We start from the raw sequence: 13,635 nt of genomic DNA, 5'->3' as shown, positions 1-13,635 counted from the left end.
ACCCGGTAATCTCCGCAAGAAACTTGTGACCAACACATCGTCAGAAAGGGTGGAAATGGCCACTTTCGTCGTGCACATCCGATACGGCGAGGACCGTGAACTGCTCGAACGGGTACGCCCGGAGCACCGGGACTACTCCAAGGCCCTCTCGGACCGAGGGGTGCTGCTGGCCGGTGGACCGTTCGTCGACGGTGACGGCGCGATGCTGGTCTACGAGACCACCGACCGTGCCGAACTCGACCGCATCCTGGCCGAGGACCCCTACGCCAAGGAGGGCGTGCTGGCCGAGACCACCGTTCGGGAGTGGAAAGCGGTCGCCGGGAGCTGGCTCGGCTGAGCTCGGCTGGAGCTCCTCGGGTCGGTCGTCCCCGGGAGCCGTGTAGGCCTCTCGGGGGTGGCCGGGCCGAGTACGAGGCCGCTTCGACGTCGGGCGCGTCGAATGACACCGATGATTCGGACCGAACAGGCCGATCCCCGAGACCGGAGCACGAGACCTCGCACAGCCTCTCGTCTCCTCATTCGGCCGCTGTTGCTGTTGTTGCCCCGGAGCTCGGTGGAAGAGCCCTTGGTTGATCGCGCTCCTCTTGCGGGGCTCGCTGCGGATGGGGTCGCTACCTCCGCTGCATCCAGGAGATCCGGATACAGATATCCGCTAACATCCCGTGGACACCGTTGCGCCGTTGTGTCCAGCTCTCACACGTTGATGTCGGTGAGTTCACCGTGACCGAATGCGTTCGAACTCGGTGGTGCATTCCAACGGCGCGTGTACACGTGGCTGCTATGGGGACGATGCCGTGCTGACCGATCGCCGGTCGATGTCATACCGGTAGTCGCATTCCAACCGTACTGAACTGGCCGAGCTCATCAGTCGACTTCGGGATCAGTGGTGGAGCACGCCCCGGATGTCGTTGTGGTTGGCGATCCCGTTGCAGAGGGCCGGGGCGACCCGTCGCCGACTACGTCCCGGAACCCTGCGGCGACCGTCCCCGTGGGGCGCCCATAGGTGAGGTCATTGGGTCAGTGTTCGTTTTCTGTTGCTACGTGAAAAAGAGTTGGATGTGTCGCGAAAACACGAATTTTCGCGAATAATAAAAATGTTATCCAAATTGCTGGATTTTTCCTGAGTTGATTGTCTTGTGTCTTTTGTCGCTGGCGTGACGGTTTACCGAAAGAAGTGTGCATGGGTAATTTTTGATTTGACCGAATCGAGTTTCGGTTAAATTTTTTCCGGAGGAAAGGATGCGTGCTGCGGTGTTCTCGATCGGGGCATCGCGCTACATTGGCGCGGCAACTTTAGGGATTGTGGCTTTCGTGGGGTCTGGTGCGGTCGCTTGTGCTGATGATCGCTCGAGTGGTGTGAATTCAGGTGTTTCCGCTCGGGCGGTTGTTCGAGCAGGCGACAGCCAGGAGCAACGCCAGCTTGTTTCCAGTGATACGCTCAATCGAGTCAAACCATACGTGTCCGTCGACTCAAACGGTGTGACGATGACTGTCCCCGAGGAGGTCGAGAAGAATCTTCCTCGGAAGGAAATGGAGCAGCTCCGGGATTACCAGAGTAAGATCAACCAGTTGATCGCTGACGGTGCAGCGGAAGTTCGGCCGGATGGAACCATTGTCCCGTCCGATTCTGCTGAAGGGAGGAATAGCGAACTTCTTCGGGCGCCGACAGGGCATGGTTACGTGAAAGCGCACTGGTACGGACTGGAGGTCGCCTTCGATTCCTGGGTGCGGAACAAGATCAACGCGACCGGCGGGGTAGGTGCCTTGGTCGGAGCCATCGCTACGGGCCCGTGGGCTGTCGTTATTGAGGCAGCGTCCGGTGTCATCGTTGCCGAGGCCAACGCGTGTGCGCACGAGGACGGCTATACGTACATGTACTTTGTCGGAGTGACCGCGCCTGTCACGGGCGGAATTCCCACTCCTGTTTGCAATCCCTTCGGGTGATCGAGTGACTATGCCATTGAAGACGGATGGACTCAAAGAATCGTCGACCTTTCGCTGGACCGGTTTCGTGGTTTCGCTGGTGCTGGCATTGGCAGCGGCGATCGCCGGGTTGGTCGCCCTTTTCACGGGAGTGGGCAGCACACCTGTGGTAGTGCTGTTGTTCTGCTATCTGGCGTGCAAGCTGGTGCTCTACGTCTTGGGCTGGCGGACACCGTTGTACGACAACCCGTCCCGGTAGGGATTGTGTGGAAGGTGTCGAGGTCATCCCGCCCGCGACGGCGGAAGACCTCGATACAGCCGCTGGTCGCGAGGTGCTCCGGGCCGGACGGTCGAGTCGCCGAGGACGAGCCCTCCACTCGGTCTGGGCGACGACCTCCTCGGACACCCCGGGCCGGGCCGCCTCCGGCCAGGAACGTGCCCGGGCGGAACGGTCGTCGGACAGGTGGGACGCGGCGGGTCGTGGTCGGCACCGAACACCACCGGCGCCAGTGGTTCACCGGAGTCGGACTCCCACAACCGCCGGACCGGTGTGGCTCCTCCGGTCGTGCCGCGTTCGGCGCACCGGCGCCCGCGACCGGCGACCTTCCCCGATCCGGCTGGCAGGATGAGACCATGATGACGCGAGGAAACCTGCTGGAACCACCGGAGACGCTGCTGCCCGAGGACAGCGATGCGCAGGCGGAGCTGGACCGGGGTGACGACCCCGCCGACGTCGCGGCCCGACACCCCACCTTCAGCGCCGCGTGGGCCAGGCTCGCCGAGCTCGCCCTGGAGTCCGACAGCCCGGTGGCCGCCTACGCCTACGCGCGTACCGGCTACCACCGGGGACTGGACGCGCTGCGCAAGGCGGGCTGGAAGGGATTCGGCCCCGTCCCGTGGTACCACCGTCCGAACCAGGGTGTGCTGCGCTCCGTGGCGATGTTGGCGAAGGCGGCCCGGGACATCGGCGAGGACGAGGAGTACCAGCGTTGCAGCCAACTGCTCGCCGACAGTGATCCGGCATCCCTGGAGGCCAACGGCATCTGACCCGAGCGGGCCGGGCCGCGGGAGCGGTCCGGCCGCCGGTCACGCCGGTGCCCGCGGGGGAGTGGTTCCGTCCTGCCGTAGCCGCTCACCAGCCGGGCCGGACGTTTGGGCCGCCCACTCGTGTGCCCGCGACCGACCCCCGAACGGGTTCCGCCAGGGGCTCTTGCCGGGAACGTGTCCGGGCTGTCCGGATCACGCGCCGTGATTGTCGCAGAATGACAGCGTGCAGCGATTTCGCCAGGAACTCCTCCGACGAACGCAGCGTCTGCTGCGGACCGGCATCCCGATCGTGCAGTGCGCGATCTCGGCCGGGCTCGCCTGGTTGATCGCCCGGCACGTGGTCGGCCACCCCGAGCCCTTCTTCGCGCCGATAGCGGGTGTGATCGCACTCGGCATCTCGTTGGGACAGCGGCTGCGCCGCGCCGCCGAACTGGTCGTGGGGGTCAGCGTCGGTGTGGGGATCGGCGACGTACTGATCTCCGTCATCGGGACGGGGCCGTGGCAGATCGCGCTGGTGGTGGCGCTTGCCATGAGCGCGGCCGTGCTGCTGGACGCGGGCGGCGTGATCGTCATGCAGGCGGCTTCGTCCTCGGTGCTCGTCGCCACCCTGCTGCCGCCCGCCACGATGGGTGGGCTCAACCGCATGGTCGACGCCGCGATCGGCGGTGTGGTCGGTCTGATCGTGGCCGCGCTGCTGCCGCAGAACCCGCTCGCCGTGGCCCACCGCTACGGCAGGACGGTGCTCGGTTCGTTGGCCGACGCGCTGCGCGGCATCTCCGCCGCAATGGCGGGCGAGGACAGTGCCGCAGCCTCCGACGTGCTCGTCGCCGCACGCAAGAGCCATCGCTCGGTCGAGGAACTGCGTTCCGCCCTGACCACCGGCGACGAGATAGCCAGGTATGCCCCGATCCGCTGGCGCAACCGCGGGGAGCTGGAGCACTACCAGACCGCCGCCACTCCCGTTGATCGCGCGTTGCGGAACACCCGGGTGCTCGCCCGCCGCGCGCTGGCCGCGTTGCGCGACGAGGAGCCGGTCCCCGATCCGGTGCCGGGCATGTTGGAGGAACTGGCCGGGGTGGTGGTGCTGCTGCGGGACGAGCTCGCCGACGGCTCGGAACCGTTGCGCACCAGGGAAGCGGCCCGCTCGGTCGCGCGCCGCACCACGGTTCGACTGGTGTCCGAAACGGACTTCTCCATGCAGGTGGTGGTGCTGCAGATCCGTTCCATCACGGTGGACCTGCTGCAGGCTACGGGGCTGAGCCGTTCCGAGGCGCTGGCCAGCCTGCCCTCGCTGCACCCGGATTCCGGGGACGATTCCGCCGAAACCCCCTCCGACCAGTCCCGGAGTGACCCCCCGGAGTGACCCGCGCCCGCGCCACGGCCGCTCTCTCGCCACCGGAGGTCTCCGGAGCGGGATCCCCGGGAGGTTCCGAGCGAGCATCTCGACAGCCCGACCGGAAGGCTTCGATCAGCAGCCGTCCAGCACACCGCGCAGCGTGGTCCGCTCGGCTCCGGTGACGGTCAGGTCCCAGTTGTGCTTGGTGCCGATCCAGGACCTCACGTACTCGCAGTGGAAGCTCTCGTCCGGCGGTAGCCACTCGTCCGGGGTGTCGTCACCCTTGGACTGGTTGACGTTGTCGGTGACGGCGAGCAGCTGCGGGCCGGACAGGTCGTTGGCGAACCGTTCGCGTTTCCGCTGTGTCCAGTCGGAGGCCCCGGAGCGCCAGGCCGCGGCCAGCGGAACCATGTGATCTATGTCCAGATCGGAGGGGTCGCTCCAGCTGCCGTCGTCGTAGGGGCTGTCCCAGGTCCCGGAGGTGGGGTAGCAGTCCGAGCCGGTTCGCACGTTCTCACCGTCGCGAATGAGCACCCGTTCCCGGACGTTGCAGTTCTCGCCCTCGGCCTTGCCCCAATGCGGGAACTCGTCGCGGTCGTACCCGTCCATCGAACCCTCCGGGGCGGTTCGGAGGTCGGCGAGCATTTCCTCCGCCCGCGCGGTGTCCGGTGCGCCCGGTGGCCCGGCGCTCGATTCGGTTTCCTCCGTCGGGGTGAGGGTGGCGCATCCCAACGCGACGAGGACGGGTAACACGGCTGTCGCCGTACGTAGTGCTCTTCCGGCGGGCATGACTGGCCTCCAGGGCGAATCCGGCCGAGGGGCGGCCGTGTGGGGTGTGAGGACTCGTGAGGTGCGGAAGGTATCTGATCTCGGCATACGGGTGGCGAGCCGGACCGCGCAATCCCCTGTCCGATGATTGTCTTCGGCGTGGAGTGCTGGGAGTCACGGGCGGGCGAGCAGCAGGTCCCGGGTGTGCCGGTACCAGGCACAGCGGTGCAGCGGCCGGGGATGCGCCACCCCGTCCCGATGGACCGTGGTCTCCTCGAAACTGGCCTGCATCGCGCGGCCACGTGCCGATTCGCTTCGCTGCCACAGCAGTTTCCGCCTGGTCACCACGGTCACCAGGCCGGTCGTGACCGGTGCGGGTTGGGTGGTGAGCGGGTCGTCGGTGGGCTCGCTCAGCGGCGGCGCGTCCGGATCGGGGAATACCTCGACCGAGCGTGCCGAACCGTGCAGCATGCGCTGGTCGTCGCAGTACACCTGACCGGTCATCGGTGTGATCGCGCCGCGCCCCAGCAGCACACCGCCGGAGTCGTCCCTGATCAGCGGAGTGGCCCTCGCCGGTGCCGCCAGCGCCGTGTCGAACTCCCCGACCGGGAGGGACCACACCGAGCTCGCGGGCGAACGGGTGACCGGGACGTAGCCCACGGACAGCTCCGCTAGTAGATTCTTACGCAGCAGCCGCAGCACCACGGCGGCCAGATCCGCATCCGTACCGTGCACAACCACGCGGCCTTCGGCCTCGAGGAGTATCGGGTCCACGTCGGTGCGTGACGGCTGGGGCGGTAGGTCGAACCACCGCACGTCGGCACGGGCCGGGCGTGCTTCGCGTTCGATGTTTCCGCAGGATAGTGCGGTGGTAGTCACGTTACGCTCCTGGTTTACCCTGATCGATCGGCATTCGCAGGTGCCGGGCCTTCCTCGGTGTGGCGGCGCACCCGTGGCCACCGACAGCGATGACCCGCCGTTACCAGTTGCACAGACCGCCTCCAGTGACAGGTTGGAGTTTCACATGCCGGCAATCGTGTTGATCGGCGCCCAGTGGGGTGACGAGGGAAAGGGTAAGGCGACCGACCTGCTCGGTGAGCAGGCGCAGTGGGTTGTCCGCTACCAGGGTGGCAACAACGCGGGTCACACGGTGGTTTTGCCGGACGGGCAGGACTTCGCGCTGAAGTTGATCCCCTCGGGGATCCTCAGCCCGGAGGTGCACAACGTCATCGGCAACGGTGTGGTGGTCAGCCCGGAGGCCCTGCTGGAGGAGCTGGACGGGCTGGAGTCCCGTGGCGTGGACACCTCCAAGCTCTCGCTGTCGGCCGACGCGCACCTGGTGATGCCCTACCACGTGGCGATGGACCGGGTCACCGAGCGTTACCTCGGCAAGAAGCGCATCGGGACCACCGGTCGGGGCATCGGTCCCTGCTATCAGGACAAGGTCGCCCGGGTCGGGGTTCGGGCGCAGGACGTGCTGGACGAGAAGATCCTCCGGCAGAAGGTCGAGGCCGCCCTGGAGTACAAGAACCAGGTGCTGGTCAAGGTCTACAACAGGCGTGCGATGGACCCCGAGGAGGTCGTCGACACGGTGCTGGCGCAGGCCGAACGGTTCGCGGGCCGGGTGGCGGAGACGAAGCTGATGCTGGACCAGGCACTCAGCCGGAACGAGACGGTGCTGCTGGAGGGGTCGCAGGGCACGCTGCTCGATGTGGACCACGGCACCTACCCGTTCGTCACCTCCTCCAACCCCACGGCCGGTGGTGCCTGTGCCGGAGCGGGGATCGGTCCGAGCAGGATCGACTCGGTGATCGGCATCATCAAGGCCTACACCACCCGTGTCGGGGCGGGGCCGTTCCCCACCGAGCTCACCGACGAGGCGGGCGAGAACCTGCGCAAGGTCGGCGGTGAGGTCGGGGTGAACACCGGCAGGGACCGCCGCACCGGCTGGTTCGACGCGGTGATCGCGCGTTACGCGACCAGGGTCAACGGCATCACCGACTACTTCCTGACCAAGCTGGACGTGCTCTCCGGACTCGAGACGGTGCCGGTCTGCGTGGCCTACGACGTGGACGGGATGCGCACCTCCGAGATGCCGATGACCCAGACCGGTGTGCACCACGCCGTGCCGGTCTACGAGGAGATGCCCGGCTGGCGCGAGGACATCAGCGGGGCGCGCACCTTCGAGGACCTGCCTGCCAACGCCCGTGCCTACATCGAGCGGCTGGAGGAGCTCGCCCAGGCGCGGATCTCGGCGATCGGGGTCGGTCCCGGGCGGGATCAGACCATCGTGCGCCACCAGATGGCATAGATACTTTCCTGGTTCTTGGTCTGCGTGGCGGTGCTGGTGACGGAACCTCGCGCACGGCCCTCGCTCCGGGGAGGCCCGACATCGGGTAGTCACTACGCCACGTCGGGGCCTTCCTCGCGAGAGCCGCACCGGAGAACCCGCGGCGGCGCCGATTGCTTAAGCGGTGGGAGTTCGGCTCGCGGGAGTGGTGGGAGCTCGGCGCCGCGCCGTCCCACCGCCCGGCGATTTCGCGAGAAATTGACGGAACTGGGGTCGCACCGCCGTGCGGGGGCGTCGATTTCTCGCGAAATCGGCGCCCCCGGAGGTTCCGCCAAGCGACCGACTACGCCGGATGAGTTCCCCACGACTCCCGTGCGTGGTGGGCGAGATCGGGCTGATCGGCGAACACGGCATCCACGCCCGCGGCGAACAACTTCCGGAGGAAGCCGAACACGTCGCCGTAGGCGCCGTCCACGTCGGAGCTTCGGAACTCCGCGGGCAGGAAGGCGTTCTCGGCCCGCACCGTGTAAGTGACCACCCGCAGGCCTGCCTCGTGGGCGTGCGCCACCAGGCTCGTCGGCTCGGTGAGGCGACCGTTCTCGTCCTCGGGCAGGATCATGGTCGTGACCGGTGCCACCCAGTCGGCGTACTCGGACATCTCGCGCAGTCCGGCAGGGGTCACCATGTCGGCGTACTCGCGCGGATCACCGCTCTCGACGAAGTCGCGCGGCGCGCCGCTGCTCCACACCAGCTGCACCAGATCGACGCGCAACCGCCGGTCCAGCCACCGCAGGTTGCCGACCTCGAAGGACTGCACCGCCACCTTCGCGTGCGGGTGGTTGAGCCCGTTGCGGTCGAGGGCCCGCACCACGTCGGGCTCCATGCCCAGTCCCACGGAATCGAAGTAGCTCGGATGCTTGATCTCCGGCGCGATTCCGATCCGCCTGCCCAGCTCGCGGGACAGTTCCCGCTCGAGATCGATGATCTCCTGGAAAGTGGGGATCTCGAACCGGCCGTCGAAGACGGTGTTGTGCTGCCTGAGCTCGGGGAGCCGTTCGGTCGCCCGCAGCGTCTTGAGTTCGGCCAGGGTGAAGTCCTCGGTGAACCAGCCGGTCACCCGTTCCCCGTCGATGACCTTGGTCGTCCTGCGGTCCGCGAACTCGGGGTGCTCGGCCACGTCGGTGGTGCCGCTGATCTCGTTCTCGTGCCTGGCGACGAGCACCCCGTCCTTGGTGGGAACGAGATCGGGCTCGATGTAGTCGGCGCCCATTCGCGCCGCCAGCTCGTAGGAGGCGAGGGTGTGTTCCGGGCGATGGCCCGGTGCTCCCCGGTGACCGAAGACCCGGATGGTCTCGTCCCCCTTCGGGTGTCGTTTCGCGTCCGAATGCCTCGGGGCGGTGGTGTCCGGTTCGGCGACCGAGGACACGCCCATGACGGGCAGCGCCGCGAAGGTGAGCGTACAAAGTACCGCGATCTCGCGTATCCGGTTCCGTGGCACGTGAACCTCTCCCGTCAGTGAGTATGTTCGGGGTGATCGTCGATCACGGTCGCGCACCTCGCGGCGAACTCGGGGTGAACGCTCGACGTCGTGTCGGCCACTTCTCGGCGGGGGGCGGGACGTGGCGGCTCCGGCAAAGCTTTACGCTGCGGGGCGTGCGCATCCTCGTGATTGGTGCAGGCGGCAGGGAACACGCGATCCTGCGGGCGCTCTCCCGCGACCCGGAGGTGACGGCCCTGGCGTGTGCTCCCGGTAACGCGGGCACCGCGACGATCGCCGAGTCGTACTCGGTGGATGTCGCCGCCCCTGATGAGATCGCCGAACTCGCGGTGAAGTGGTGGGCCGACCTGGTGGTGTTCGGCCCCGAGACCCCGCTGGTCGTGGGCGCGGCCGACGCGGTTCGAGCGGCGGGCGTCCCCTGCTTCGGGCCGTCCAGAGCCGCGGCACGTATCGAGGGCTCGAAGGCCTTCGCCAAGGACGTGATGCTCTCGGCCGGTGTGCCGACCGCGCACAGCGAGACCGTGGACAACCCGGCGAAGCTGGATGCCGCGCTGGTCAATTTCGGCCCCACCTGGGTGGTCAAGGACGACGGGCTGGCGGGCGGTAAGGGAGTGCTCGTCACCAGTGACTTCGACGCCGCCCGGGCCCACGCCCTGAAGTTGTTGGAGGATGGCCACCCGGTGCTGCTGGAGTCGTTCCTGGACGGCCCGGAGGCGTCGTTGCTGTGCCTGGTCGACGGCACCACGGTGCGTCCGTTGCTGCCCGCGCAGGACTTCAAGCGGGTCGGTGACGGCGACGCGGGCCCCAACACCGGCGGGATGGGGGCCTATGCCCCGCTGCCCTGGGCTCCGGAGGGAATGGTCGACGAGGTCGTCGACACCGTCGTGCGCCCCACGGTGGAGGAGTTGGCGCGGCGCGGCACCCCCTACTCCGGCCTGCTCTACGCCGGGCTGGCGCTGACCTCGAACGGTCCGCAGGTCATCGAGTTCAACTGCCGCTTCGGTGATCCCGAGACGCAGGCGATCCTGGCCCTGCTCCGCACCCCGCTGTCGACCCTGCTCGCCGCCGTCGCCAACGGTGAACTGGCCGAGGCACCCGAGCCCGAGTGGGAGCCCGGCGCGGCGGTGACCGTGATCCTGGCGGCCGAGGGCTATCCGGGCAGGCCGCGCGTGGACGACGTGATCGGCGGCAGCGACGGCCCCGGTGTGCTGCACTCCGGCACCCGCAGGAGAGAAGAGGACGGTGCCGTGCTCGCCGCCGGAGGGCGGGTGTTGTCGGTGGTCGCCACGGGCGAGGACCTGGAGTCCGCGCGTGCGGAGGTCTACCGGCGCGTGGACGGTGTGCACCTGCCCGGTGCGCACTACCGCACCGACATCGCGGCGCGTGCCGCGCGCGGTGAGATCGCCGCCCCCGGAAACGGTGACCTCACCCGGAACTAGGAACCGGCACTCGGTGCACTGTGCTCGGGTGAGTGCTGTGGCGGAACCTCTCGCACGGCTCTCGCTGCGGGTCCGGAGACATCGGGTAGGTACTACACAACGTCTCCGGCGTCCTCGCGAGAGCCGCACGGGAGAGCCCGCGGCGGTGCCGATGGGCAGGGTTGGTTCTTCGGCGCTGCGCGCCGAAGGGACACCGGACCGGACGGCTGTTCGGTCGGTGGTGCCGACGCGCAGGGTTGGTGTCAGTCCCTTGTGCCGGGAGCCTTCAGTGGTGTTGGGCGATCTGGATGAGGTTGCCGCAGGTGTCGTCCAGCACCGCCGTAGTGACCGGCCCCATGTCCACCGGTTCCTGGGTGAAGTGCACCCCCAGTCGGCTGAGCCGGTCGAACTCGGCCCGCACGTCGTCCACGGCGAAGGAGGTCGCCGGGATGCCGTCGTCCAGCAGTGCCGCCTTGTACGGCTTGACGGCGGGGTGGGCGTCGGGCTCGAGCACCAGCTCGGTGCCCTCCGGTTCCTCCGGCGAGACCACGGTCAGCCAGCGGTGCTCGCCGAGCGGGACCTCGGTCTTCTTCACGAAACCCAGCACGTCGGTGTAGAAGCGCAGGGCCTTTTCCTGGTCGTCGACGAAGACGCTGGCCAGGTGGATCTTCATTGGTTCTCCTCCGCTGCGTCGGTCCTGAGCCACCGGGTCGCGATGCGCTCGAGGGGTGCGGTGTTCAGGTCGTGGAACTTGTAGCGGCCCTGGCGCCGTGTCCGGACCAGTTCCGCGGCTTCCAGCACGGCGAGGTGCTGGCTGATCGCCTGGCGGGACATCCCCAGGCCGTGCTTGGTCGCGAGCCGTGCGCGGATCTCGAACAGGGATTGGCCGTTCCGGTCCGCCAGCTCGTCGAGGATGTGTCGACGTGTGGGGTCGGCCAGCGCCTTGAAGACATCTTCGGGCACACCCCACAATAGGCAAGTGGCGGCTTGCATGACAAGCCGGGGGAGAATCACCGCATTGGCGTCGCGGGAGGCTCCGCCACGCGAACTCCCCGCCAACCGAACCGAATACCCCGGAAGTGGTTCACGGCCGCCGGAGTTGTGGGAGGCTGGAGGTGTTGGCTCCGGATCCGCGGTAGCCGTTACGCGATCGGCTTCCGCTCAGCCGCGGGGCCGTGCACTCGTGGTGAGGTGAGCAGCGATGTGGTGGAAAGTAGTTCTCGGGCTGCTGGCGTTGTGGCTGGTGCTCTCGGTGGCCGGAGCAGTGATCGGTTTCGTGGTGAAGGGGCTGTTCTGGCTAGCCGTGATCGGCGGTGCGTTGTTCCTGATCACAGCCGCCGTCGGCTGGGCCAAGCGGGACAGCCGGCAGGTCGGCGGCAGGGACCGCGGCCGACAGCTCCGCTGAGATCACCGCTTTCCGCCGGACGGGTCGGTGGCGGTGTACGGTGCGCGGCGGGGTTAGGTACGCTGCGGGGTTCGCCGTGCGGTGCGCTCTCGGTTCAGTCACCGCTCGTGGTGGGCAGCACCCCGTGCGAGCGGAGCACTTCCCGTCCGTGCTCGGGCCCCTGCCAACGCCGAGCGTGCAGCCCCACCGCACGGGCCGCCGCCACGTTGGGTTCGCGGTCGTCGAAGAACAGGCACTGCTCGGGTGAGGCGTCGAGCCGTTCCAGCAGGACGCGCCAGATCTCCTCGTCCGGCTTGGCCATGCCCAGATCGGCGGAGAACACCATGTGGCGGAAGTGCTCCGCCCACCTCGTGCGTTCGGCTTCCCGGGCGAACGAACCCGGGGCGTTGGACAGCAGCGCGAGTGGGATTCCGGAGGCGGTCAGCTCCCGCAACAGCAGCAGCGTTCCCGGGTCGGTCTCGGACCAGCCCGCCACGTCGAGCCGGGTCAGCTGTCGGGACAGCCGCTCGTCCACGCTCGTACCCAGCCGTGCGGCGACCGCGCTCCAGTACTCGTGGTCGTCGCAGCCGCGGTCGTACGCCTCGCGCTCGGCGAAGTAGGCCGCGCTCACGCTGTCCAGCGCGGCACCGTCCATCCCCAATTCGGCCGTGATCCGCGGCAGTGCCCGGGTGGGTTCGCTGATCACCTCACCGTAGTCGAAGACGACCCAGTACGGCCGCTCGTCGCCGGTTCCGCTCATTCCCACCGATTTCCCTCTCCGTTCCCACCGATTTCCCTCTCCGCTGGTCAGTCCGCTTTCCCGATCCGGCGCAACACCTCGTCGACGTCGCCGGAATCGACGTCGCGGTGCGTCACGAAACGCACCCGCCCGGCCATCGGTACCGCGAGCACACCGGCCTTCCGCAGCCGTTCCAGGCTGTGGCCGACGTCGGGGACCGTGGCCAGCACCATGTTCGTCCGCGGCGAGTTGACGTGCCAGCCCAGCTCGGTCAGCCCTGCCGCGAGACGGGCGGCGTTGTCGTGGTCGGTACGTAACCGCTCGGTCTCCTCCAGCGCCACCAGACCGGCCGCGGCGAGCACGCCGCCCTGCCGCACCCCGCCGCCGAGCATCTTGCGCATCCGACGGGCCTCGGTGACGAATTCGGCGGTGCCGGCCACAGCCGAACCGACCGGAGCGCCGAGCCCCTTGCTCAGGCATATCTGCACCGTGTCCACCCCGACCGTCAGCGCCGCGGGTTGCACTCCCAACGCGACCGCGGCGTTGAACAGCCGCGCACCGTCCAGGTGAATCGCGAGGCCGTTGTCGCGCGCCGCGGCCACCAGCTGCGCGTGTTCGTCCGGCGGGATCACGGCTCCGCCCGCCTCGTTGTGGGTGTTCTCCAGGCACAGCAGGCTGTCGCGCAGTGAGTCGTACGCCGCGCTTCCCCCGGACACGGAGCGCACCAACCCCGCGCTGGGTCTGCCCGGGCCCGCGTCCCAGTCCAGCGGCTCGGGCATCCCACCCGCCAGCCATGCCGCCGAGCCCAGCTCGTGAGTCAGCACGTGCGCTCCGCGCGGAGCCAGGAACCGGTCGCCGCGCCGCAGGTGCAGCGACAGCGCGATCAGGTTCCCCATGGTGCCGCTGGGAACCCACAGGGCGTCCTCGGTCCCCAGCACTTCCGCGACGCGGCGTTCCAGTTTTCGCATGGTGGGATCCCGGTCCAGCACGTCGTCGCCGACTTCCGCGGCCGCCATCGCCGCGGTCATCCGCTCGTCGGGACGTGTCACCGTGTCGGAACGGAGATCGATCGGGGTTGTTTGGGTCACGAAAGGATCACACCATATTCGGCCCGGTGAGCGGTATCGGGTACGCGGGCCTGCGGGATCGCCGATTTCCACCGGGGGTGTGGTGATCGTGCGTTACCGGCGTGCAACCTTGAACGGTGGACGTTCCGTCCTGATACGTGTCGG

General features: G+C 68.0%; 15 protein-coding genes. 8 read left to right on the top strand and 7 right to left on the bottom strand.

The genetic code is table 11. The features are described from left to right. The first annotated feature begins 55 nt into the window (after nt 1-55). The 5 genes from J2S53_RS15045 (at nt 56) to J2S53_RS15025 (ending at nt 4,333) form a co-directional block, all read left to right on the top strand. Entirely contained in the window at nt 56-337 is a 282-nt protein-coding gene (locus tag J2S53_RS15045; protein ID WP_456241495.1) for a YciI family protein, read from the top strand. A 902-nt stretch (nt 338-1,239) separates the two neighbouring features. Further along, nucleotides 1,240-1,944, top strand: coding sequence for a hypothetical protein (locus tag J2S53_RS15040; RefSeq protein WP_456241494.1), 705 nt, complete (start codon nt 1,240-1,242; stop codon nt 1,942-1,944). Between the two features lie 4 nt (nt 1,945-1,948). Further along, nucleotides 1,949-2,182 (top strand): hypothetical protein, encoded by a 234-nt coding sequence (locus J2S53_RS15035; protein ID WP_456241493.1) that lies wholly within the window; start codon nt 1,949-1,951, stop codon nt 2,180-2,182. A 377-nt stretch (nt 2,183-2,559) separates the two neighbouring features. After that, nucleotides 2,560-2,970, top strand: coding sequence for a DUF3151 domain-containing protein (locus tag J2S53_RS15030; protein ID WP_456241492.1), 411 nt, complete (start codon nt 2,560-2,562; stop codon nt 2,968-2,970). Nucleotides 2,971-3,193: 223 nt separating this feature from the next. After that, entirely contained in the window at nt 3,194-4,333 is a 1,140-nt protein-coding gene (locus J2S53_RS15025; protein ID WP_456241491.1) for an FUSC family protein, read from the top strand. A 105-nt stretch (nt 4,334-4,438) separates the two neighbouring features. On the opposite strand, the gene J2S53_RS15020 is transcribed toward J2S53_RS15025, so the two are convergent. Continuing rightward, a complete protein-coding gene (locus tag J2S53_RS15020; protein WP_456241490.1) occupies nt 4,439-5,095 on the bottom strand; it encodes an HNH endonuclease family protein in 657 nt (218 codons plus the stop codon). Between the two features lie 153 nt (nt 5,096-5,248). Then, complete coding sequence (locus tag J2S53_RS15015) at nt 5,249-5,953, bottom strand: hypothetical protein (protein ID WP_456241489.1); 705 nt, start codon at nt 5,951-5,953, stop codon at nt 5,249-5,251. A 145-nt stretch (nt 5,954-6,098) separates the two neighbouring features. On the opposite strand from J2S53_RS15015, the gene J2S53_RS15010 reads away from it, so the two are divergent. Further along, a complete protein-coding gene (locus J2S53_RS15010; protein WP_092928803.1) occupies nt 6,099-7,385 on the top strand; it encodes an adenylosuccinate synthase in 1,287 nt (428 codons plus the stop codon). 322 nt (nt 7,386-7,707) lie between these two features. Here J2S53_RS15010 and J2S53_RS15005 read toward each other — a convergent pair whose 3' ends face one another. Then, complete coding sequence (locus J2S53_RS15005) at nt 7,708-8,796, bottom strand: glycerophosphodiester phosphodiesterase (protein ID WP_456242803.1); 1,089 nt, start codon at nt 8,794-8,796, stop codon at nt 7,708-7,710. 221 nt (nt 8,797-9,017) lie between these two features. Between J2S53_RS15005 and purD the strand changes: the two genes are divergently transcribed. Then, nucleotides 9,018-10,301, top strand: a complete 1,284-nt coding sequence (gene purD, locus J2S53_RS15000) for a phosphoribosylamine--glycine ligase (RefSeq protein WP_456241488.1) — start codon at nt 9,018-9,020, stop codon at nt 10,299-10,301. 265 nt (nt 10,302-10,566) lie between these two features. On the opposite strand, the gene J2S53_RS14995 is transcribed toward purD, so the two are convergent. Then, a complete protein-coding gene (locus tag J2S53_RS14995) occupies nt 10,567-10,953 on the bottom strand; it encodes a VOC family protein (protein ID WP_456241487.1) in 387 nt (128 codons plus the stop codon). Beyond that, complete coding sequence (locus J2S53_RS14990) at nt 10,950-11,243, bottom strand: ArsR/SmtB family transcription factor (protein ID WP_456241486.1); 294 nt, start codon at nt 11,241-11,243, stop codon at nt 10,950-10,952. Before J2S53_RS14990 ends, J2S53_RS14995 begins: the two co-directional genes overlap by 4 nt. A gap of 238 nt (nt 11,244-11,481) precedes the next feature. On the opposite strand from J2S53_RS14990, the gene J2S53_RS14985 reads away from it, so the two are divergent. Next, nucleotides 11,482-11,685 carry a hypothetical protein gene (locus J2S53_RS14985; RefSeq protein ID WP_092626714.1) on the top strand — a complete coding sequence of 68 codons (204 nt, stop codon included), beginning with the start codon at nt 11,482-11,484 and terminating at the stop codon, nt 11,683-11,685. A gap of 94 nt (nt 11,686-11,779) precedes the next feature. Here the strand turns inward: J2S53_RS14985 and J2S53_RS14980 are convergent, their stop codons facing one another. Both J2S53_RS14980 and J2S53_RS14975 read right to left on the bottom strand, forming a co-directional pair. After that, a complete protein-coding gene (locus J2S53_RS14980; RefSeq protein WP_456241485.1) occupies nt 11,780-12,424 on the bottom strand; it encodes an HAD family hydrolase in 645 nt (214 codons plus the stop codon). Between the two features lie 47 nt (nt 12,425-12,471). Continuing rightward, a complete protein-coding gene (locus tag J2S53_RS14975; RefSeq protein WP_456241484.1) occupies nt 12,472-13,491 on the bottom strand; it encodes a threonine aldolase family protein in 1,020 nt (339 codons plus the stop codon). Between the last annotated feature and the right edge of the window lie 144 nt (nt 13,492-13,635).

Origin of the sequence: Actinopolyspora lacussalsi (assembly GCA_030803735.1) — a bacterium.
Lineage (GTDB): Bacteria > Actinomycetota > Actinomycetes > Mycobacteriales > Pseudonocardiaceae > Actinopolyspora > Actinopolyspora lacussalsi.
The sequence above is the reverse complement of the archived record's forward strand: the minus strand, read 5'-3'. Positions and strand labels throughout refer to the sequence as shown.